The following is a 20348-nucleotide window of genomic DNA, read 5'->3' as shown; positions in this document are numbered from 1 at the left end:
AGAAAATGAAAAACAGGAAAATGTTTTTATATAAAAATATCATGGTCACAGTCTTGAGCAGCGGGATGCTGCTCTTACCCAACTGGAGCTATGCGCTGCCGCAGGGCGGCGTTGTCGTAGGCGGCAGCGGCACTATCGGCACGCCCAGCGGCGGCGAGCTGAATATTACCGGTAATGGCGGGCACATGGCTATCGACTGGAACAGCTTCAACATCGGCAAGGGAGAAACAGTAAATTTTCAACAGCTCCAAGCTGTTTTGAATTATGTTACAGGCAATCAGCGCAGCGAGATCTTTGGTAATTTGAATGGCAACGGTGCGCATGTTTTTCTGCTCAACCCCAACGGGATCTTGTTTGGGGAATCGGCGCAGGTCAATGTAGGCAGCCTGACGGCATCGACAAGAAGTCTGTCGGAACAGGCACGCCGGGGCTTTAATGGAAAGCTTGGAGCTTTGGAAAACGGTGATATTGCGAAAATCCAGGCAGATATTGTAAATCTGGGTACGATTGCGGCCAACGCTATAAATTTTGAGGGCAATAATATCTCGATCATCAAGGCTGACACACTGCAAATACAGGGCGGTGATTTAAGTAAAGTCAGCTTAAAAGCTAAAAATAATATCAATATCGGTTACGAAGTAACGGACAAAACTACCATTAATGTAGGTGATGGTACAAGTGGTGGGCATAGTGTCAGTGATTATGCTAAGGGTGGTGGTACAAAAGCCAGCGGTTTGGGTATTGTTACAACTGATTTAAACGGAGGTCAAAAAACTATTACTGACTGTATGCTGGTACATAATATATATGAGCTGCAGTCAATCAATAATAATTTTGAAACCAAACAAAATGACAAACTGCAAAGTTATGAGTACGTTAATGGCAATTATATGCTGGCTAATGAGATAGATGCTTCTGCTACTAATGGGTGGAATGGCGGCAGCGGTTTTAAGTGTCTTGGTTCTTTAAAACAACTGACAATGGGTAATCCCAAAGGATTTCAAGGTGGCTTTACTGGTGTTTTGGATGGTATGGGAAATGCCATAAAAAATTTAACTGTCAATCGAACCAGTGAATCATATGTGGGCCTGTTTGGCGGGTTGACGGAGAATGCTATCGTGATGAATTTAACGCTTACAGGTAATATTACCGGTAGCAGCAGCGTCGGCGGTATAGCAGGAAAAAACCAGGGGCTGATACATAATGTTGTCAATAAAGCTGCTGTCAGTGGTAAAGCATCGGTAGGAGGAATTACGAGTAGCAATTATGGAACGTTAGAGTTTGTCAGTAACAGTGGCAGTATAACGGCGACAGCAGGTAGTAGTGTCGGTGGTATTGTTGGCAGCAATGGTGATGAGACAAAAAATAGTATTATAAAGTATGCTGAAAATACTGGTGCTGTTATTGGCTGGGGAAATATTGGTGGTATCGCCGGCATCAACTATAGTAAGGGAATGATTGAAAATGCTGTTAATAAAGGTTTTGTTACAAGTAATGTAGACAATAGTTCCGGTTTTGGTGGAATAAGCGGGTTAAATACAGGGAAAATAAAAGACGTTGTTAACGAAGGTAAGGTTAAAGTATATAACGAAGGTACAATGGGCGGTAATTCAGTAGGTGGAATAAGTGGCAATAATAGAGATACGGGAACTATAGAAAATGCTGTTAATAAAGGAGTTATTCATGGTGGTGTAGCCGTTGGCGGAATAGTTGGTGAAAACAGTGGTGGTATCAGTAACAGTAATAACAGCGGTAATGTTATTGGTGTAATTTCTTCAGCTGGTGGTATTGCTGGAAGAACAACGAATAACAGTGGAGCAATAATTAAGGCGATAAACAGCGGTGATGTGAGTGGAAATGCTTATGTAGCAGGAATTGTTGGTAATAATAAAGGTGTGATTGAAGATGTGACCAACGAAGGCAATATTTCCGCAGTACAACAGTGTGCAGGGGGCATTACAGGTTATAATCAGACTGGGGGAACAATAGTAAAAGCTTATAATAAAGGTAATATAACAAGTGGTAATGCTAAAGGTGATAGTTTTGCCGGCGGCATATGTGGTTTTAATTCCGGCGGCAGTATCGCAAACAGCTATAATACAGGTAATGTAACTGCTGATGGCAATTATGTAGGCGGAGTCTGTGGTGCTAATGCCAATGCGCAGGTTGACAGTGTATATAATACCGGTACGATCAGTGGAGCAAATAATGTGGGCGGTGTAGCCGGTTATGATGGCAATGATGAGGCACTAGATTATGCCAGTATCAAAAATGCTTATAATACTGGCAGTGTCAACGGTAATGAAAATATCGGTGGTATTTTAGGATTAGGAGAATACGGCAACATTGCCAATGTTTATAATTTAGGAGAGGTGGCTGGCAGTACTGGCGTAGGTGCAATTATGGGTGCGTCTGATGCAGAAGCAGTTTCTACTGTCAAAAATGCCTATTTCCTCACGGCTGACGGTTATCAGAAATATGATGATAATACGGTATATACCACTTTGGCGGAATTCAATCAGGCTTTTGCAGAAGGGTTGTTGAATGAGGACGATAAAAACGCCTGGCAGACCGGACAAAAACAGACAGCCCCGTATTTGCAAAGCTTTTTAGAAACGATCAGCGGCGATGTCGGCAATGTGGAGATCACAGTCGGCAGTGATTATAAGGCAGCGCTGCTGGATAAGCTGCAGGCATTGGGGATAACAGTAGACCCTGATAAAATATTGGGGCTGGAGAATTTAGCTGCAGGCGAATATGATTTGAGCGAGCTGTTATATTCCACGCAGGACGGTTATGATCTGCAGCTGACAGGCAAACTGGTGCTGAAAGCTGAACCGCAGCCACAACCAGTTCCCGGCACAGACAGCAAATATACTGCCGCTTTGACCAGTATTCAGAAAAAAGAGCCGAATAACTGGGAGCAAAACGTGCCTGACGAGAGGCGTTTGCGGATCGAAGAAAATCGGACGATCAGCCTTGAGAAGAATACGGTGAAAATTGAAGCGGTACTTTTGGAAGAAGTAAATTTACAGGAAGAAGAACCGTTAAAAGAATAAAAAACAAAGAACAAGCAGTTCAACTGCTTGTTCTTTGTTTTTGGTATAAGCCGGATCGTTTATCTGGCCATGCGGTAAATGTTTTCCATATCGGCAGCATTCAGGGTGACAAAACCGCCGATAGTCCTGCGGCCCATAAAGCTGCATTTGTGCGCCAGTTCTTTGATCTGTTCTTCGGTCAGCTCGATGTCCATGTCGCTGATCGAGGTGGGCATACCGATAGAACGGAAAAAGTCTTCCATGGCGGCGATGCCTTCCAGGGCAGTTTTTTCGTCGTTGCCGAAGCTGTAGGGGACGTTCAGGACGTTGACTGCCAGCTGCGCAAAACGGCAGGGATCTTGTTTGAGCACATAACGGGCCCAGCTGCCCCAGATCGCCGCCAGACCTGCTCCGTGAGCGATGTCGAACATACCGCCCAGCTCGTGTTCCAGCTGATGGGAGGCCCAGTCACCCTGGCTGCGGTCGCCGGTGATGTCGTTATGGGAAAGTGTGCCTGCCCACATGATCTCGGCGCGGGCATCATAATCGTCCGGCGTCTTTAGAGCCAGCTTGACGTTGCGCATGACGTTGCGCAGCAGGGCTTCGGCCATGCCGTCAGTCAGGGCCAGCGAGGTGACTCCGGGTTTGGTAAAATAGCGTTCCAGAGTATGGACGATGATATCTGTACAGCCGCTGGCGGTCTGGTAGGCCGGCAGTGTGTAAGTCAGTTCCGGGTTTAAAATGGCAAATTTGCAGTAAGCATAGGGCGACTGCAGTCCGCGTTTGAGCCAGCCGTCTTCGTTGGTAATGACTGACGCGTTGCTCATTTCGCTGCCTGCCGCGGCAATGGTCAGTACGGCGCCGACCGGAGCGCAGGCCTGCGGCGCTTTGCCGCTGTAGTAATCCCAAACGTCGCCGGGATTGGTGATGCCGTAGCCGATGGCTTTGGCACTGTCGATAACGCTGCCGCCGCCGACAGCGAGAATAAAGTCGACCTGTTCGCGTTTGCAGAGCTCGATGCCTTCGTAAACTTTGCTGAGACGCGGATTAGGAACAACACCGCCCAACGTCACATAGGGCAGACCTGCCGCCTGCAGTGATTGGCAGATACGGTCCAGCAGGCCGGATCTCTGGGCGCTGCTGCCGCCGAAGTGCACTAAGACCTTGCCGGCTCCCTGCGCCTGGCAGAGCTCGCCGACCGCAGCTTCAGTATTTTTGCCGAAAAGTATTCTGGTAGGCGCGTAATATTTAAACTGATCCATAAGAACAACTCCTTTGCCGCGGCAAATACTGCCGCTGTAAAATCCTCTTGAGTCTATCGTATCGCAAAACAGGCAGTTTGTAAAATGCAGAAGTGCTGTAAAATATTATCAATAGAAATATTTTGTGATTTCTTCGTGAACTATCTGGAAAACAGCAAGAGTTTTAGCTGCCGGTGTCGAATTGAAACTGTAAATCTTAATGGTTCAGGCAGAGGAGGTAATGTCATGCAAGGGAAAAAATGGATCGCCGCAGCACTGGTCTGCGGGTTTTTACTGGGACAGGGAACGGCTCCGGCGCAGGCCGGTATCCTGGGGACGGTAGTTAAAGGCGGCGCGGTCTCGCTGCTGGTCAGCCAGTTTGCCGATCAGCTGAACAGCGCTATCAATACTTTGACGGCCAAATATCCTATTTCCAGCGATTATGCTACAAAAGTGGTGCCGATCATTACCGTAGGTGACGGCAGCTATGCCGGCGCGGCTCAGGTATCGGGCCCGAAGGCCCAGGTAGATCAGTGTCAGGCAGCTTTGCAGATCGAGGCGTCTTTCTTCAAAAGCTTCCGTGCTAAAGCGCTGATCCCCGTTGATAAGGTTGCTGTCAGCGGGATGAACCGTGTTCAGGGCGTAGGCGTATCGGCGCAGATCGATGTAAAAATCTGATAGGGAACCAATGCAAGTCCGCAGGCTGCGGTTGTCAGCCTGCGGACTTTTTTTATTCTATCTGGGTAGTTTAACGGTCATGCTTTAACAAATCTTTAAAGAAAGGCGGAATTCTTTACAAAAACTTAAAGTGCTTTTAATTCAAAGCCAAGAAAGCTTTGTTATGATGACAATGTTTCCAAATGTAAGCACAATTTCAGAAGTGGGAAAAAGGAGAGGAAGAAATGAAAGCAAAAAAATTATTCAAGGTCTGCGCCCTGCTGATGCTGGCGGTCATGAGCTGCCTGTCTTTGACGGGCTGCGGCGGCAGCAAGGCCGAGCAGAAAAAATTTGTCATCACTTATCTGCCGAACGAGTCTACTGACAAAAACGCCGATGCCAGAAAGGGTATGGCGGCAGATTTGAGCAAGGCTTTGGGAATGGAAGTGACCGAGCTTGTTTCCAACGATTACAATGCCGTTATCGAAGCCATGCGTACCGGCAAAGCCGATATGGCTTATTTCGGGCCCTTAAGCTTCTGCCTGGCTTATGAACGTGCCGGCGCTGAACCGATCGGGATGATCGCTAAAAATAAGGATAAAAAGAATGCCACTTATAAATCCGTGCTGATCACGAGCAGCAAAAATACCGACATCAACGGTATTCAGGATATCAAGGGCAAAACGATGGCGTTCGTTGACCCGAATTCTACTTCCGGCAACCTGATCCCTTCGGCGGCGATCATGAAAGCGTTTCCCGCTGAAAAGCTTTCGATGGATGACTTGCATACCAACGGTAAATTTTTCCAGGCTGTCAGCTTTTCCGGTAAACATCAGGCCGGTCTGGCGGCTGTAGTCAAAGGCGACGTACAGGTAGCGCCGATCTCAGATGCGATTTTGGCAGCGGAGATCAATGCCGGCCGTGCCAGCAAGGACGACGTCAAAGTTATTTTCGAGTCCGACCCGATCCCTTCCGAACCAATGGCGCTGCGGAAAGATCTGCCTACCGACGTGAAGGAAAAGGTGAAGAAATTTATTCTGAGCTATGACAACCCTGCTTATTATAAAGGCGTTATGGGTGCGGAAGACAAGCGTTTCGTAGAATGCAGCATTGACGATTATAAAGGTATCATCGAGCTGAACAAAGCCCTGAGCAGCAGTAAATAAGTTGGGACAGAGGCCGGTGCTGACCGGCCTTTTTTATAGGAGGAAGCATGAGCACGGTTTTAAAAATGGAGCACATCGAAAAGGTCTACGGCAATCAGGTCCGCGCTCTGACCGACATCAACCTGGAGGTCAGCGAGGGTGAGTTTGTCGCCATTATCGGGCCGTCCGGGTCAGGCAAGTCTACTTTGCTGCGGACGATCAACCAGCTGGTGGTGCCCAGCGGCGGCCAGGTGTATATCGACGGCGAGGAGGTCACCGGCGCGTCTGGTAAAAAGCTGCGGCTGCTGCGGCGTAAGGTCGGGATGATCTTTCAGCATTATAATCTGGTGCACCGGCTGTCGGTGATGCAGAACGTTCTGCATGGACGGCTGGGGTATATGTCGGCAATGGATGGGATGCTGGGCAATTATACGGAAGCGGACAAGCGAAAGGCGATCGGGCTGCTGCAGGAGATCGAGATGGGCGACCGTTTATATAACCGTGCCAGCGACCTGTCCGGCGGCCAGAAGCAGCGGGTGGGTATTGCCCGGGCCATTATGCAGGAACCGAAGCTGCTGCTGTGTGATGAGCCGATCGCTTCTCTGGACCCTAACGCGTCGAAAATCATTATGGATCTGATCTATCAGATGACGCAGCGCCGCAATATTGCCTGTATCGTCAATCTGCATCAGCTGGACGTAGCCATGCGCTATGCCACGCGCATCATCGGGCTTGCCAAAGGCGAAATGGTGTTTGACGGGCCGCCGCAGCAGCTGAACAACGCTGTGATCGAAAAGATCTATAATACTTCGATGGAAAATCTGATCATCAAGCAGGGGGAGTATTATGCCTGAAAAAATAAGTATCATGAATCCCCGTGAAAAGCAGATCTATACCTGGTTTTTGGTCGTTGTAATCGTGTTGTTTTGCCTGGCGACGTATGTTTCGCGTTTTAATCCGCTGGAGGTGCTGTTGGAGCAGGGGGAATTCTGGAAGTTCCTGCTGCAGGATTTTTTGCCGCCGCGTTTCAATGCTTCGCCTGTAGTTGTGGAATCGATTTTGGTAACTTTTGCTTTGGCGGTCTCGTCCAGCTTTGTAGCTGCGGTTTTTGCCTTTGTTTTCGCGGTGTTCGGCAGCACTTCTTTATCGCCGTGGCCGGGGCTGGCCAAAGCTATTCGCGGCTTTGCGACTTTCCTGCGGAATATCCCGACACTGGTCTGGGCGTTTATCCTCTTTTCTTCGCTGGGTATCGGGACCGGCGTTGGTTTTATCGCTTTGCTGATCTCGACCTTTGCCTTTATGACGAGGGCGTTCATCGAAGTTATCGACGAAGTATCCGGTGACGCTATGGAAGGGCTGACGGCTTGCGGCGGCACCTTCTGGCAGAAGGTCTGCCAGGGGATCGTCCCGACCTGTCTGACCCAGTTCATTGCCTGGTTCCTGTACTGCATCGAGCTCAATATCCGCGCTTCGACGATCGTCGGCATGGTGGGCGGCGGCGGTATCGGTCTGGTGCTGTTTTCCTATATCAAATCGTTCAATTATGCCGGCGCGGCGGGGATCATTCTGGTCATTGCGGCTATGGTCATCATGGTGGAATTTTTAACTAATTATCTGCGGAGAAAGGTGTTGACATAAAATGGAGCAGACTTTAGCACAAGCGGGAGTTCAGTCCCCTGAATTCAGCAACGGCAGGATCCGTGTTGCCCGCAGCGGGCAGGACAGGGAGCTGCGCTGGTTTTTGGCGGCGGTGACGGTGGTTTCGGTGGTGGCGTTATATTATTTGCAGCTGGACTGGCTGAAGCTTATTTCCCGGCTGACGGAGCTTGGTAAGACCTTTGGCCTGCTGGCGCTGCTGGATTTCCATGATTTCGGGCTGACGCTGGAGGCTTTTTTGCAGACGGTGGCTATAACTGTGCTGTCAACGATCTACAGCGTGCTGCTGGGGCTGGTACTGGCTGCCTTTGGCGCACGGAACCTGATGAAAAATAAAGTTGTGACGTATGGGCTGAGTGCGTTCTTTACGTTCCTGCGCGCCGTACCGACGCCGGTCTGGGTACTGCTGGCGCTGGTCTGCCTGGGACTGGGGCCGGCTGCGGGCATCGTCGGGCTGTGCGTGCATGCTACGGCTTTTTTTGCCCGCGCGTTTACGCAAAGCTTTGAAGATGTGCCGGAGGAAGTGATCGAAGCGCTGGAGGCAACAGGGGCCAGTAAGCTGCATATCTTCCTGTCGGCGGTGCTGCCGGCAGCAGCTTCGCAGATCATGGCCTGGACCGGCCTGCGTTTTGAGATCAATTTTTCCGAATCGGCGATCCTGGGTATGATAGGCGCCGGCGGCATCGGTTTTGCGATCGCCAATAATATCCAGGCCTATCAGTTCGGCGCCGCGGGACTGGCGATCCTGCTGGTTTTTGCGTTTGCCTATTGCGTCGAGCTGACGTTTACAACGATCAAGAAAAATTATATCTGACGATAAAGGGTGAAGCTATGAAGAAAAAAGAGTTGTTCCGCATCATGGCGGCGGCCGACGGCAGTATACTGCGCGAGCTGGCTCAGCCGCTGGCGGAAAAATACGGGGTCAGTGTGGTGAAGGAACCTGCCAAAACACTGGCGATGATCAAGCTGCGCGAGCCTGTAAAAAACAGCCTGTTCTATCTGGGCGAGGCGCTGGTTTGTGACACGGTGGTTGAGCTGGGCGGAACTAAAGGCACGGCCGTTGTGCTGGGCGATGATTTTGACAAGGTCAGCGCTATGGCGGTGATCGACGCTGCTTTCAACAGGCAGGTCAGCGAGCTGGAGGAGCTGACGGCGGTCCTGCACCGTCTGGCTTTGCGGCAGCAGCAGGAGCATGAGCTGGAAAATGGCTTGTATGCTAAAACGATAGTCGATTTTCAGACTATGGATCAGGAGTAAAGGCGATGCAGAAAGCTTATGAGTTTGATTTTGTTTACGATACGCAGGCGGCTTTCCGGCTGCTGCTGGAAGCGCTGAGCAATCCGGGGCGCATAGTGGAGCTGGGTGCTTTGGCGCAGAAGCTGGGCGGCGCTTTTGCCATGCCGCTGACTATAGCGGCAGTGCTGGTGGATAATGAGGTCAGCTTTGCCGTTTGCGGTTCTGATGTTCTGGCAGAAAAGATCACTGAACTGACGCTGGCCAAGCCTGCGGCTCTGAATGAAGCCGATTATATTTTTGTGACGGAGGGCGCTGACTGGCAGGCGGCAGTGCAGGCTGCCAAGTGCGGCACTTTGCGCGATCCGCATCAAAGCGCGACTGTTATTTTATGCGTTGCCGATCTGCAGGTGGGCAAGCTGCAGCGGCTCAGCGGGCCGGGCATCAAAGATGTGCAGGAGATCATTATGTGCCCGGAGTTGCAGGCTGCTTTGAGCAAACGTGACGAGCAGGAATATGAGTATCCGCTGGGACTGGATTTTTTTGCGCTGGATCAGCGGGGCTGCCTGATGGGCATACCACGTAAAACACGGATAGAAAGCAGGTGAACAGATGGCTTATGTGGCAGTTTCCGGCGGTCAGGAAGCGATCGAAGAAAGTATCAGGCTGCTGCACTGTCTGCGCGGCAGTACGTTTAAAGAGCTGGAAGTAGAAGCGATAGAGAAAAAGCTGGGTCTGTTGGTGGACAGGGTAATGAGCGAGGCCGGGTTATATGCGCCGGTTTATGCGGCACTGGCCCTGAAGCAGGCGGAAGGCAGCATCGAGGAAGCGGTGTTTTTACTGCGCGCTTACCGTTCGACGCTGAGCCGCAATTATTATACCCTGCCGGCCAGCGGCAGTGAGATGCGCGCGATCCGCAGGATCTCAGCAGCGTTCAAGGATATTCAGGGCGGCCAGATATTGGGAGCGACCTATGATTATACGCACCGGCTGATCGAATTCCAGCAGCCGTCGGCGGTAGAATTGTGCGCCCGGCGGCAGGCCTGCCTGAAAGCGGCGCAGCCTGTCCCTACAGCCAGGCTGCCGCGGGTCTCGGAATATCTGAAAGCAGAAGGACTGATCGACAGTTATGCTGACCATGAGGCGGAGCCTGTTGATGTGACGAAAGATGTTCTGGAATTCCCGGCGGACAGAAGCGCACGCCTGCAGACGCTGACCCGTGCTGACAGTGGTTTCATCGGCGGGCTGGCGTACAGCTCGATCCGCGGCTATGGCGCTGTGCATCCAACGGTGGGCGAGCTGCGCTGCGGCTATGTGGAGCTGGAAGTACCGTATTTGTTCGACGAGAAAGAAAGCATATGCATCGGTGAGATCTTACTGACCGAGGTGGAAGGATTCGTCCCCGAGGACGACGATAAAAAGCTGAAGCTGGGCGTGGGCTACGGCGCGGTCCTGGGGCGTAACGAAAATAAAGCGATCTCGATGGCGGTATTGGACGCTTCACTGGAAAGCGAGGGACCGGCGCCGACGCAGGATGAAGAATTTGTGCTGCTGCATGGTGATTCGCTGGAGATGAACGGCTTCATTTCGCATTTGAAGCTGCCCCATTACGTCACCTTCCAGTCGAAGCTGGACAGTGTGCGCAAGACTAGAAAGGAGCCGGAGCATGAATCCTGAATATAATTTTGCTTTCCTGGACGAAGGTTCCAAGCGGGAGATCAGGCGCAGTATTTTAAAAGCGGTGGCGGTGCCCGGCTATCAGGTGCCGTTCGGCTCCCGTGAGCTGCCGATAGGGCGTGGCTGGGGCACTGGCGGCATTCAGCTCACTTTATCGCTGATCGGCCCGCATGACGTTTTGAAGGTGATCGACCAGGGCAGCGACGACAGCGTGAACGCAGTCAACATCAAAAAATTTATTCATTTGTGCAGTGACGTGGCGACGACGACGGACAGTACGGAAGCGACCCTGATCCAGACGCGGCACCGTATTCCCGAAGAACCGCTGCGCAATGACCAGCTACTGGTCTTTCAGGTGCCGCTGCCGGAGCCGCTGCGGGTGATCGAGCCCAGCGAGGAAGCAACGAAGCTGATGCACGCCGAAGCTGATTATACGGGGATCTGGCTGCAGCTTTACGAAAGCATCATGAAGTACGGCAAGGTCACTATCGCCACGGAATATCCGGTCACAGTTGAAGACCGATATATCATGAATCCCAGCCCGATCCCCAAATATGATAATCCCAAGCTGCATGAAGCGGAATGTCTGTATCTGTTCGGCGCGGGACGCGAAAAGAAGATCTATGCGATCCCGCCTCATACCAGGGTCGTGTCGCTGGCGTTCGACGACGTGCCGTTCGAGCTTGAGCATATGGAAGGGCGCCGCTGCCGCTTATGCGGTGCGGAAAATGTGTATTTTGACGAGATCATCGACAGAGAGACCGGCGCCGTCAGCTATCAGTGCTCGGATACGGGCTACTGCGCCAAACGGCGGCAGACGAAGGAGGCACAGTGCTGATGCGGACGAAGGAACAGTATTACGAAGATACCTTAAAAAACCGGGCGGTCCTGAAGCAGGAGGACGTTCTGCGCTGCACCTGCCCTTATGTGCGCTGCGAATGGCACGGCCGCTGCCGTGAATGTGTGGCGCTGCACCGTTATCACGCCAGCCATCTGCCCTGTTGCCTGCAACCGCTGCTGCGGGATAAAATAACGGCGCTGGCGGGGACCTGCGAAATGGAGACCCGGCAGCAGGAAAAGGAAGCGGAGAAATTCCGTGCATATGTCAAAGAGCAGGATAGTCTGCGGGGAAAGGAGCGTCAGGCATGATAACCAAAGAAGAGGCCGTTTTACAGGTACGCGATCTGCTGCTGCGTTATGGCGGCGGCTGTGATCACTGCCGCGGCGGAGGGCCGCTGGAAAAGAACCGCTGTCCTCATTGCGGGACGGTCTGGGCAGTCCGTAACGTGTCCTTCGACGTTTATCCGGGGGAAGTGCTGGGCATCGTCGGCGAATCCGGCTCCGGCAAATCCAGCGTGATGAAAAGCCTGTATTTCGACCATGAGGTGACCGGCGGCAGCGCCTTTTTGCAGCAGTATCAGGAAGGCAGGGCCAATATTTTCGCCGCCAGCTCGCAGCAGCGCCGCTATATCAAAAACCACCTGATGGGCATGGTCTATCAGAACCCTTTGCTGGGGCTGCGCATGGATTATTCCTCGGCTGCCAATGTCGCTGAAAAGATTATCGCCGCCGGTAACCGCAGCGTAGCCTTTATGGACGGCAGGACGGTAGAGCTTTTGGCAGCGGTGGAGATACTGACTTCGCGGCGCGCCGAGCCGCCGAAAAATTTTTCGGGCGGGATGCAGCAGCGGGTACAGATCTCCAAGGCGCTGGCTAATAACCCGGAACTGCTGCTTTTGGACGAGGTCACTACAGGACTGGATCTTTCGGTGCAGGCCAAGGTTCTCGATCTGATCCGTAAGATCCGCAGCCGCTATAACATCTCGATTATTCTGGTTTCGCATGATTTGGCGGTGATCAGGATGCTGGCGGACCGGACGATGGTCATGCTGGACGGTCAGGTAGTGGAAAGCGGCCTCACCGACCAGATTTTAGAGGACCCGCAGCATGCTTACACACAGCAGCTGGTACACTCTTTGCTCTAACAGCGGCGCTGCCGCGGGAAAGGACGACTATGAAAACAGTTATTTATAATGGTAAACTGATCACGCCTGACGAGGTGCTGGAAAATAAAGTGCTGGTGCTGGAAAATGACCGTATCAGCGAGATCCTGGCGGAAGACCTTATCGACCTGGGGCAGTACGATGAAAAGATCGACGCGCATGGCCGCTATATCTGCCCCGGTTTTATCGATACCCACTCCGATAAGATCGAGCAGGTCATCCAGCCGCGTCCGACCAGCGTGATGGATTTTGAAATGGGTCTGAAGGAGCTGGAGCGCCAGCTCATCAATCAGGGCATCACAACGATCTTTCATTCGATCTCACTATATAAGGAAGACTATTTCGGCGCGTCGGAGCTGCGTTATAAAAAGAATGTGCTGAAACTGGCCGAACTGATCAATAATATCCACGAACGGCATCACCTGATCCATCACCGTCTGCATCTGCGGATCGAGATCGATAATTTGGAAGCTTTCGACATCGTCAGCAAAATGCTGCGGGAAAAAACGGTGCACCAGATCTCGTTCATGGACCATACGCCGGGACAGGGGCAATACCGTGATATTGAGACCTACCGCAAAACGATCACCGCCTATCACGGTGAAACAGTAACGACGCTGGGCTTTGAGGGCGTGCTGGAACAGCACAAAAACAAAAGGATGCTGAGCTTTGAACAGCTGCGGGAGCTGGCAGAGCTGGCTAAAGCCAACAGGATACCGGTAGCGTCGCATGACGACGATACTGCTGCCAAGCTGCAGGTCAATAAGGAGTTGGGCGTTCAGATCAGCGAATTCCCTATTACCATCGACGTTGCCAAACAGGCGCGGCAGCTGGGGCTGGCAACAGTCGTCGGTGCGCCCAATATACTGCTGGGCGGTTCCCATACCGGCAATCTGTCGGCGGCTGAAGCAGTGAAGGAGGGCTGCGCCGATATCCTCTGTTCCGATTATTATCCGGCGGCAATGCTGCACAGCATTTTTATTATGCACAAACAGCACGGCGTGCCTCTGCCCGAGATCGTCAGGAAATTGACGCTGAATCCCGCCAGGGCGATGTGTATCGATGACGATTATGGCGCGCTGGCCGTTGGCAAAAAGGCGGATCTGCTGATCATCAAGATTTTGGACGGTTATCCTGTCATTACCCATGCCGTGGTCGACGGCAGGGTCATTTCACAGCTGGAATACAGGGTTTAGGAGGAGTTATGGAGATACTTGCCATTGAAGGGTTGACGAAAAATTTTTATCTGCATAATCTGGTCAAAACTATCAAAAGCTGTCACGACATCTGTTTTACGCTGCATGAGGGCGAGTTTATCGGCATCGTGGGCCGGTCGGGCGCCGGTAAATCCAGTATCCTGAAATGTATCAACCGCACCTATCTGCCGCTGGAAGGCTCGATCATCTATAACAGCGAGGCCTTTGGCCCTATCGACCTGGCTCATGCCAGCGAGCGGCAGATGCTGCAGCTGCGACGTTATGAGATCGGTTACGTGGCCCAGTTCCTCAACGTGATGCCGAGGACGACGGCTAAAGAACACGTGATGTCGGCGCTGCTGGAGATCGGTACCGAAGCGGGCGAGGCCGAACGGCGTGCCAGGGAAATGCTGGCCTACTTCCGTTTGCAGGAGGAGCTGTGGGATATTTATCCGCAGACCTTTTCCGGCGGCGAAAGGCTGCGCCTGAATCTGGCTCACGCCATGGTCAAGCGGCCGCGGCTGATGCTGCTGGACGAACCGACGGCGTCGCTGGATAATAAGACCAAGGTCCTGGTCAAAGATATCCTGCAGCAGCTGAAGGAAGAAAAAACCAGTATGCTGGGCATCTTCCATGATCTGGAATTTATGGAAGGCGTCTGCGACAAGGTTTTTAATATGTCGGAAGGGAGTTTTGAATGATGAAGGGCGATCTGCATTTACATTCCACATATTCTGACGGCAGCGCCACGGTCATAGAGCTGATCCAGCAGGCATTGAGCCGGGGGCTGACCCATATCGCCATTACCGACCACGACCGGGTGCCCCGCTGCGGCGATATCCCGCCGGTCACCACTTTGAAAGTGATGCCGGGGATCGAGATCTCGGCCTATGATTTTCAGGGCCGGCGCAAAGCGCATATCTTAGGTTACGCGATGCGCGACACCAGAGCGGTGACCGCCTTCTGCCGGCCGCTGCTGGAACGCAGGCAGGCCAACAGTCTGCGGCAGATAGCGCTTTTGGCGGAGCATGGCTTTCGAATCAGGCCGCAGCATTTTGTGAAACGGGCCGGGCACGTTATTTATAAGCAGCACATCATGGAATATCTGGTAGCTACGGAGCAGGTGGAAGAAATGTTCGGCAGTTTTTATCAGGAAACCTTTAAGAACGGCGGTTACTGCGATTTTGATATTGAATATCTGGATGTGTCCGCAGCTGTGCGTGTGATCACGGAAGCAGGCGGACTGGCAGTATTGGCGCATCCAGGGCAGCAGCATAACCTTGATCTGGTGCCGGAGCTGGTCAAACTGGGCTTGCAGGGGATCGAGCTGGAGCACCGGAAGAATACGGAGGCTGATAAGGCGGCGATCAGGGCCATAGCCGGGCAATATGGACTGTTTCTTAGCGGTGGCAGTGATTACCACGGTACACTGGAGGATGGCAGCAGCGAGCCGGGTTCCTGCCTGGCGACGGAAGCCGCGGTACAGTTGATTTTCAATAATAACAGTGACAAATAAAAAGAACGCATTAAGCAATGCGTTCTTTTTATTATTGATGCTGTTGTTTGCGTTCCCTGCGTTTGGCGCGTTTTTCTTCTTCCTCTTTTTTGGCGGCCGCACGCTTTTGGTGATCCAGATAGAAAAAATACAGGCAGGCCGGCACGCCGACTGCAAAAAAGCCGATCCAGCGGTTGCCCAGAAAATATTCTGTCGCCATACCGGCGGCAAAGGTTGCGAGGACTACATAAAGCATAGCGTTGCTCCTTTATAGTTGAAATGGATTTAAAAGCTCGTCGCTGATGATGATATTACTGCGGGGTACTTTATCCCAGCTGAACAGCGGTAAAAGTTCCTGGGCACTGACAGGTTCCGGTGCTGGCAGCAGCCCGGCCAGAAAAGCCAGCAGGCCCAGGAGCGGCTGCGGCCCGGTAAAGCGCTGCCGCAGGCTGCCGAGATCCAGATCGCGGTCACGCTTGGAGAGCCGCCTGCCGTCAGCAACAGTCAGCAGCGGCACATGGATGAAGCTGGGCGGCTCGAACCCCAGCAGTTGGTACAGGTAAAGCTGCTGCGGCGTGGAGCTGAGCAGGTCACAGCCGCGGACTACTTCCGTAATACCCATCAGGGCGTCGTCCACAACTACAGCCAGCTGATAAGCGTAAACGCCATCGCTGCGCCGCAGGATGATATCGCCGCATTCCGCGGCCAGATTTTGGGCATAAGGTCCGTAATGCCCGTCTGTGAAGCCGACCGTTGCATCAGGCAGCCGCAGTCGCTGTGCCGGATTGCGGCTGAGCGCTTTGGCGGCGGCCTGCTCCGGTGTCAAATTACGGCAGGTGCCGGTGTACAGTATGCGGCCGTCGCTTAGATGCGGCGCCTGGGCAGCGTGCAGCTCGGCCCGGTTGCAGAAGCAGGGATAAGTGCGACCCTGTTTTTGCAGCTGCGTGAAATAAGCTTCGTAGATGTCAAAGCGGCGGCTCTGATAATAGGGTGCGTCTTTGCCGCCGTTACTGCCGCCGGTATCCCAAGTCAGACCCAGCCAGTGCAGATCGTCCTCTAAAAGTTCGGCGCTGCCTTTGGGGCAACGGGGTTTGTCCAGATCTTCGATGCGCAGGGTGATGCTGCCGCCCTGTTTTTTGGCCGACAGCCAGGCCAGCAGCGCGCAGAAAACATTGCCCAGGTGCATCCTGCCGCTGGGTGTGGGGGCAAAGCGCCCGCAGACGGCTTGCGCCATAAACCGACCGCTCCTTTCAGACTTTTTTATTATTGTATCACGACGCGGGAGACAAAAAAAGCTTTACTATAAAATAAACAGCACCTGCTGTCAGGCAGGTGCTGTGCAAAACTATTTAAAGAAGGGCCAGACGATAGGAATAACGATCATGGAAACAATGAAGCTGACAAAGATCAGAGGCGTGCCAACTTTAACATAGTCCATGAATTTGTAACCGCCAGGACCTAAAACCAGGGTGTTAGGCGGCGTACCGACAGGAGTGGCATAGGCGCAGGCAATGCCGATAGTGATGGACATTACGACGGCGTGCGGAGAAGCGCCTATCTGCTGGGCAATAGCAACGCCGATCGGGCAAAGTAACGTCGCAGTAGCCGTGTTAGACATAAATTGCGTTAAAAAGCTGGAGACTAAAAATAACAGTGCTGCTACAAATAAAGGCGAAGGCGTGCCGCCAAGCAGGTCGACACAGAACTTAGCCAGCAGCTTGCCGGCGCCGGTCTTGTCCATAGCGGAAGAAACTGAGATCATGCCGGCAAACAGGAAGATCGAAACCCAGTCGATACTGGCATAAGCCTGCTTTTCAGTCAGGCAGCCTGACAAAACAGAGATAAGCGCGCCGATGATAGCAGCCATTTCCAGGGTGATAAACTTCAGGTTCAGGGCCATAACGATAACTACGCCCAGAAGAATCAAGCCGGAAATGATTTGTTTTTGGGGGTCGTGAGTAGTGACATCAAATTCCTGTTCAATCTCAACTTCGGTATTAGTTTCGACTTTGGGCAACAGGCGATAGCCGATGAACATCATATATAAGGTGCCGGCGATGGCGATAGGGATACCGACCCAGGCGAATTCAAAAAAGCCGAAGGGTCTGAAGCCTGCTTCTACTAAAGCGTTAGACGCGATCAGGTTCGGCGGGGTGCCGATAATAGTGAAGATCCCGCCGAAAGCGATACCGAAAGCCAGCGGCAGAAGCTGCCGGGAAGCAGGCAGCTTCGCTGCGGCGCAGATGCCCAAAACAACGGGCATCAGGCAGGCGGTGGTACCGGTATTAGACAAAAAACCTGACAGGACAGCGCCAATGATCATGATGCCCAGCATCAGACTTTTTTCGCCGGTGCCGAAGATCAAAACGACTTTTTTGCCGATGTTCTGCGCCAGTCCGGTATGGAACATAGCCGCGCCGACAACGAACATACCGGCAAATAAGAGGACGGAAGAGTTGGACAGGCCGGAAAAGACAGCTTTGGGGGTAATAAAGCCCAACAGTCCGCAGGCCACAGCGCCGCCGATCGAGGTGACGGCAAGAGGGATCAGTTCGGTGATGAAAAGTAAAGCAATAACGGCAAGCAGTAATAAAAATTGTACAGCGGGGGTCATGATAATCAACTCCTTTTCTCCTGAAAATAACTGTCCTGCTAGAGCCTGAAAAATAGACAGAATAGTAAGACAATTTACGGGTAAAAAATACCGCAGAAATAATGTGCCGTCTAAAGGGGGATGAAGTTACCGTTAAAGGACATTATTTTGCGGCTGAAAACGAAGCTTTTTTATTTTCAAAGGATGCTGCGCCTGACTACAAGGGAATGTTTCCGTGACGTTTGGCAGGACGTGTCTCGCGTTTGCTTTGCAGCATTTGCAGAGCATTGATAACGGTGGGACGGGTGTTCTGCGGTTCAATGACCAGATCGACCATACCTCGCATCGCTGCCTGATATGGTGTGGCAAAGTTATCGATGTATTCCTCTGTTTTGGCTTTGACATCGGGGGTATTTTTGAAAATAATATTGGCTGCACCGGCAGGGCCCATTACCGCAACCTCTGCAGTGGGCCAGGCAATGACCTGATCGGCCCGGAGATCCTGTGAGCACATGGCGATATAGGAACCACCGTAGGCTTTGCGGGTAATGACTGTGATCTTGGGTACAGTTGCTTCGGAATAAGCATACAGCATTTTGGCTCCGTGGCGGATGATGCCGCCGTATTCCTGATTACAGCCCGGCAAGAATCCGGGAACGTCTACCAGATTCAGCAAAGGGATATTGAAGGCGTCGCAGAAACGGATAAACCTGGCTGCTTTATCAGAGGCATTGATATCAAGGCAGCCTGCCATGACCTTAGGCTGGTTGGCGATGATACCAATAGTCTGTCCATCCATGCGGGCAAAACAGGTAATAATATTTGTAGCCCAATATTGCTGGGATTCGTAAAATTCGCCGTTGTCGACAATTGCTGTGATAACGGTTTTCATATCGTAAGCCTGATTGGAATTATCAGGCAGCAGAGCATTCAGGCTGGCATCGATGCGCTGTGGGTCGTCGCCCGTATCGACAACGGGCGCCGCTTCCAGGTTATTGGAAGGCAGGAAGCTCAGCAGATAACGGATCTGTGCGAGACAGTCGGCGTCGTTTTCAGCGGCAAAATGTGCTACGCCGGAGGTACTGTTATGGGTCATGGCGCCGCCTAATTGTTCCTGGGTCACTTCTTCGCCGGTCACAGATTTAACGACGGCAGGGCCAGTGATGAACATTTTAGAGGTGTTTTTGACCATATAAATGAAGTCTGTCAGTGCCGGGCTGTAGACAGCACCGCCGGCAGAAGGCCCCATAATGGCCGAGATCTGCGGTACTACGCCGGAGGCGGCAGTATTACAGAAAAAGATCTTACCGTAACCGGACATGGCATCTACAGCTTCCTGGATGCGTGCCCCGCCGGAATCATTGAGTCCGATCAGAGGCGCGCCCATTTTCAGAGCCAGGCGCTGCACCTTGACGATTTTTGCGGCGTGCATTTCACCTAAAGAGCCGCCTTCCACCGTAAAATCCTGGGCGAAAACATAGACCAGCCGACTATCAATAGTGCCATAACCGGTAGTGACGCCCTCGCCGGGCAGTTCCTTCTTGTCCTGACCGAAATTAGTACAGCGATGTCTGACAAAACGGTCTAATTCAACGAAGGAATTTTCATCCAGCAATGCGGCGATCCTTTCCCGCGCCGTCATTTTTCCGGCTGCGTGCTGTTTGGCAATACGTTTTTCTCCGCCTGCCGCTAAAATTACAGCAGTTTTCTGCAGCATTTTTGCTATTTTTAACTGGGTCGACAAAGTAAACACCTCCTGAATAGTGGGTTGTTGAAGCGGGAAAAGTTTAAAAGGACATTTTAGCTGCAGCTGTCAGTGGGTATTGGCGTTGATAAAATCGACGATACTGCCGGTGGGAGTTCCGGGAGTGAATACTGCAGCCACGCCGGAGGCTTTTAAGCCGGGAATATCGGTGTCGGGGATCACGCCGCCGCCGATAACCAGTACATCATTCAGTCCTTTGTCCCGCAGCAGCTCCACTACCTTGGGGAACAGGGTGTTATGGGCTCCGGAAAGCAGGCTCAGGGCTACGACTTTAACGTCGTCCTGTAAGGCAGCTTCGGCGATCTGTTCCGGTGTCAGTCGGATACCGGTGTAAATAACTTCAAAGCCGGCGTCACGCAGGGCGCGGGCCACTACTTTAGCGCCGCGGTCATGCCCGTCAAGGCCTGGTTTGGCTACTAAAACACGGATTTTCATTTTCAACACTCCTCTTAAATAAAATATAATTTCTGGTTGAGGACAGCAGCGAATAACTGTCAGAGTTTATTTAATCTAATTATATAAGTTGTATATTTGTTTGAAAAATATGGATAATTGTTAGGTTTACAGGTTGAAATTAATAAGCTGACGGTCAAAAATACGTTGTTTCAGAGTTGTTTTCAGGATAAAAGCGTTTAAACACATTCAGACG

21 protein-coding genes are annotated in these 20348 nt (G+C 52.0%); 15 read left to right on the top strand and 6 right to left on the bottom strand.

Annotated elements, in window-relative coordinates; translation table 11 throughout:
* The first annotated feature begins 5 nt into the window (after positions 1-5).
* On the top strand, positions 6-3059 hold the full coding sequence (locus tag Q4G98_RS05075) for a filamentous hemagglutinin N-terminal domain-containing protein (RefSeq protein WP_301961870.1): 3054 nt from the start codon (positions 6-8) through the stop codon (positions 3057-3059).
* Positions 3060-3118: 59 nt separating this feature from the next.
* Here Q4G98_RS05075 and Q4G98_RS05070 read toward each other — a convergent pair whose 3' ends face one another.
* Positions 3119-4300 carry an iron-containing alcohol dehydrogenase gene (locus Q4G98_RS05070; protein ID WP_298562762.1) on the bottom strand — a complete coding sequence of 394 codons (1182 nt, stop codon included), beginning with the start codon at positions 4298-4300 and terminating at the stop codon, positions 3119-3121.
* Between the two features lie 225 nt (positions 4301-4525).
* On the opposite strand from Q4G98_RS05070, the gene Q4G98_RS05065 reads away from it, so the two are divergent.
* From Q4G98_RS05065 to Q4G98_RS05000, 14 genes are all read left to right on the top strand, one after another.
* The gene (locus Q4G98_RS05065) at positions 4526-4957 is read left to right on the top strand and encodes a hypothetical protein (RefSeq protein ID WP_177562428.1); all 432 of its coding nucleotides are present in this window, start codon (positions 4526-4528) and stop codon (positions 4955-4957) included.
* A gap of 224 nt (positions 4958-5181) precedes the next feature.
* Positions 5182-6102, top strand: coding sequence for a phosphate/phosphite/phosphonate ABC transporter substrate-binding protein (locus Q4G98_RS05060; protein WP_298562765.1), 921 nt, complete (start codon positions 5182-5184; stop codon positions 6100-6102).
* A 47-nt stretch (positions 6103-6149) separates the two neighbouring features.
* Positions 6150-6935, top strand: coding sequence for a phosphonate ABC transporter ATP-binding protein (gene phnC / locus Q4G98_RS05055; RefSeq protein ID WP_298562767.1), 786 nt, complete (start codon positions 6150-6152; stop codon positions 6933-6935).
* Positions 6928-7719 (top strand): ABC transporter permease, encoded by a 792-nt coding sequence (locus Q4G98_RS05050; protein WP_177562422.1) that lies wholly within the window; start codon positions 6928-6930, stop codon positions 7717-7719. The genes phnC and Q4G98_RS05050 overlap by 8 nt, the downstream gene beginning before the upstream one ends.
* Before the next feature lies 1 nt (position 7720).
* A complete protein-coding gene (locus tag Q4G98_RS05045; RefSeq protein ID WP_301961869.1) occupies positions 7721-8551 on the top strand; it encodes an ABC transporter permease in 831 nt (276 codons plus the stop codon).
* Positions 8552-8568: 17 nt separating this feature from the next.
* The gene (phnG, locus tag Q4G98_RS05040; RefSeq protein WP_298562772.1) at positions 8569-8994 is read left to right on the top strand and encodes a phosphonate C-P lyase system protein PhnG; all 426 of its coding nucleotides are present in this window, start codon (positions 8569-8571) and stop codon (positions 8992-8994) included.
* Positions 8995-8999: 5 nt separating this feature from the next.
* Complete coding sequence (gene phnH, locus Q4G98_RS05035; RefSeq protein ID WP_293548613.1) at positions 9000-9578, top strand: phosphonate C-P lyase system protein PhnH; 579 nt, start codon at positions 9000-9002, stop codon at positions 9576-9578.
* Between the two features lie 4 nt (positions 9579-9582).
* Positions 9583-10647 (top strand): carbon-phosphorus lyase complex subunit PhnI, encoded by a 1065-nt coding sequence (locus Q4G98_RS05030; RefSeq protein WP_301961868.1) that lies wholly within the window; start codon positions 9583-9585, stop codon positions 10645-10647.
* Entirely contained in the window at positions 10637-11485 is an 849-nt protein-coding gene (locus Q4G98_RS05025; protein ID WP_298562776.1) for an alpha-D-ribose 1-methylphosphonate 5-phosphate C-P-lyase PhnJ, read from the top strand. The genes Q4G98_RS05030 and Q4G98_RS05025 overlap by 11 nt, the downstream gene beginning before the upstream one ends.
* Positions 11485-11796, top strand: coding sequence for a hypothetical protein (locus Q4G98_RS05020; protein ID WP_298562778.1), 312 nt, complete (start codon positions 11485-11487; stop codon positions 11794-11796). Before Q4G98_RS05025 ends, Q4G98_RS05020 begins: the two co-directional genes overlap by 1 nt.
* The gene (locus tag Q4G98_RS05015; RefSeq protein ID WP_298562779.1) at positions 11793-12632 is read left to right on the top strand and encodes an ATP-binding cassette domain-containing protein; all 840 of its coding nucleotides are present in this window, start codon (positions 11793-11795) and stop codon (positions 12630-12632) included. Before Q4G98_RS05020 ends, Q4G98_RS05015 begins: the two co-directional genes overlap by 4 nt.
* A gap of 29 nt (positions 12633-12661) precedes the next feature.
* Complete coding sequence (gene phnM / locus Q4G98_RS05010) at positions 12662-13846, top strand: phosphonate metabolism protein PhnM (protein WP_298562780.1); 1185 nt, start codon at positions 12662-12664, stop codon at positions 13844-13846.
* 8 nt (positions 13847-13854) lie between these two features.
* Complete coding sequence (locus tag Q4G98_RS05005) at positions 13855-14547, top strand: phosphonate C-P lyase system protein PhnL (protein WP_298562782.1); 693 nt, start codon at positions 13855-13857, stop codon at positions 14545-14547.
* Positions 14544-15362 (top strand): PHP domain-containing protein, encoded by an 819-nt coding sequence (locus Q4G98_RS05000; protein ID WP_298562784.1) that lies wholly within the window; start codon positions 14544-14546, stop codon positions 15360-15362. The genes Q4G98_RS05005 and Q4G98_RS05000 overlap by 4 nt, the downstream gene beginning before the upstream one ends.
* 31 nt (positions 15363-15393) lie before the next feature.
* On the opposite strand, the gene Q4G98_RS04995 is transcribed toward Q4G98_RS05000, so the two are convergent.
* The 5 genes from Q4G98_RS04995 to Q4G98_RS04975 form a co-directional block, all read right to left on the bottom strand.
* Positions 15394-15597: a hypothetical protein gene (locus Q4G98_RS04995; protein ID WP_177562396.1), complete on the bottom strand. Its 204-nt coding sequence runs from the start codon at positions 15595-15597 to the stop codon at positions 15394-15396.
* A 12-nt stretch (positions 15598-15609) separates the two neighbouring features.
* Positions 15610-16575 (bottom strand): tRNA glutamyl-Q(34) synthetase GluQRS, encoded by a 966-nt coding sequence (gluQRS, locus tag Q4G98_RS04990; RefSeq protein ID WP_298562785.1) that lies wholly within the window; start codon positions 16573-16575, stop codon positions 15610-15612.
* A gap of 111 nt (positions 16576-16686) precedes the next feature.
* A complete protein-coding gene (locus Q4G98_RS04985) occupies positions 16687-17955 on the bottom strand; it encodes an SLC13 family permease (RefSeq protein ID WP_298562787.1) in 1269 nt (422 codons plus the stop codon).
* Positions 17956-18151: 196 nt separating this feature from the next.
* Positions 18152-19651, bottom strand: a complete 1500-nt coding sequence (locus tag Q4G98_RS04980; protein WP_366916945.1) for a carboxyl transferase domain-containing protein — start codon at positions 19649-19651, stop codon at positions 18152-18154.
* 96 nt (positions 19652-19747) lie between these two features.
* Positions 19748-20143 (bottom strand): cobalamin-dependent protein, encoded by a 396-nt coding sequence (locus Q4G98_RS04975; RefSeq protein ID WP_177562391.1) that lies wholly within the window; start codon positions 20141-20143, stop codon positions 19748-19750.
* Positions 20144-20348: the final 205 nt, after the last annotated feature.

The organism is uncultured Phascolarctobacterium sp., assembly GCF_958349595.1.
Lineage (GTDB): Bacteria > Bacillota > Negativicutes > Acidaminococcales > Acidaminococcaceae > Phascolarctobacterium.
The sequence above is the reverse complement of the archived record's forward strand: the minus strand, read 5'-3'. Positions and strand labels throughout refer to the sequence as shown.

What these genes read in the sequence shown, in the direction of transcription:
- Q4G98_RS05075 (WP_301961870.1), top strand. Translation starts at nt 6, where the DNA reads ATGAAAAACAGGAAAATGTTTTTATATAAAAATATCATGGTCACAGTC.
- Q4G98_RS05070 (WP_298562762.1), bottom strand. Translation starts at nt 4,300, where the DNA reads ATGGATCAGTTTAAATATTACGCGCCTACCAGAATACTTTTCGGCAAA.
- Q4G98_RS05065 (WP_177562428.1), top strand. Translation starts at nt 4,526, where the DNA reads ATGCAAGGGAAAAAATGGATCGCCGCAGCACTGGTCTGCGGGTTTTTA.
- Q4G98_RS05060 (WP_298562765.1), top strand. Translation starts at nt 5,182, where the DNA reads ATGAAAGCAAAAAAATTATTCAAGGTCTGCGCCCTGCTGATGCTGGCG.
- phnC (WP_298562767.1), top strand. Translation starts at nt 6,150, where the DNA reads ATGAGCACGGTTTTAAAAATGGAGCACATCGAAAAGGTCTACGGCAAT.
- Q4G98_RS05050 (WP_177562422.1), top strand. Translation starts at nt 6,928, where the DNA reads ATGCCTGAAAAAATAAGTATCATGAATCCCCGTGAAAAGCAGATCTAT.
- Q4G98_RS05045 (WP_301961869.1), top strand. Translation starts at nt 7,721, where the DNA reads ATGGAGCAGACTTTAGCACAAGCGGGAGTTCAGTCCCCTGAATTCAGC.
- phnG (WP_298562772.1), top strand. Translation starts at nt 8,569, where the DNA reads ATGAAGAAAAAAGAGTTGTTCCGCATCATGGCGGCGGCCGACGGCAGT.
- phnH (WP_293548613.1), top strand. Translation starts at nt 9,000, where the DNA reads ATGCAGAAAGCTTATGAGTTTGATTTTGTTTACGATACGCAGGCGGCT.
- Q4G98_RS05030 (WP_301961868.1), top strand. Translation starts at nt 9,583, where the DNA reads ATGGCTTATGTGGCAGTTTCCGGCGGTCAGGAAGCGATCGAAGAAAGT.
- Q4G98_RS05025 (WP_298562776.1), top strand. Translation starts at nt 10,637, where the DNA reads ATGAATCCTGAATATAATTTTGCTTTCCTGGACGAAGGTTCCAAGCGG.
- Q4G98_RS05020 (WP_298562778.1), top strand. Translation starts at nt 11,485, where the DNA reads ATGCGGACGAAGGAACAGTATTACGAAGATACCTTAAAAAACCGGGCG.
- Q4G98_RS05015 (WP_298562779.1), top strand. Translation starts at nt 11,793, where the DNA reads ATGATAACCAAAGAAGAGGCCGTTTTACAGGTACGCGATCTGCTGCTG.
- phnM (WP_298562780.1), top strand. Translation starts at nt 12,662, where the DNA reads ATGAAAACAGTTATTTATAATGGTAAACTGATCACGCCTGACGAGGTG.
- Q4G98_RS05005 (WP_298562782.1), top strand. Translation starts at nt 13,855, where the DNA reads ATGGAGATACTTGCCATTGAAGGGTTGACGAAAAATTTTTATCTGCAT.
- Q4G98_RS05000 (WP_298562784.1), top strand. Translation starts at nt 14,544, where the DNA reads ATGATGAAGGGCGATCTGCATTTACATTCCACATATTCTGACGGCAGC.
- Q4G98_RS04995 (WP_177562396.1), bottom strand. Translation starts at nt 15,597, where the DNA reads ATGCTTTATGTAGTCCTCGCAACCTTTGCCGCCGGTATGGCGACAGAA.
- gluQRS (WP_298562785.1), bottom strand. Translation starts at nt 16,575, where the DNA reads ATGGCGCAAGCCGTCTGCGGGCGCTTTGCCCCCACACCCAGCGGCAGG.
- Q4G98_RS04985 (WP_298562787.1), bottom strand. Translation starts at nt 17,955, where the DNA reads ATGACCCCCGCTGTACAATTTTTATTACTGCTTGCCGTTATTGCTTTA.
- Q4G98_RS04980 (WP_366916945.1), bottom strand. Translation starts at nt 19,651, where the DNA reads ATGCTGCAGAAAACTGCTGTAATTTTAGCGGCAGGCGGAGAAAAACGT.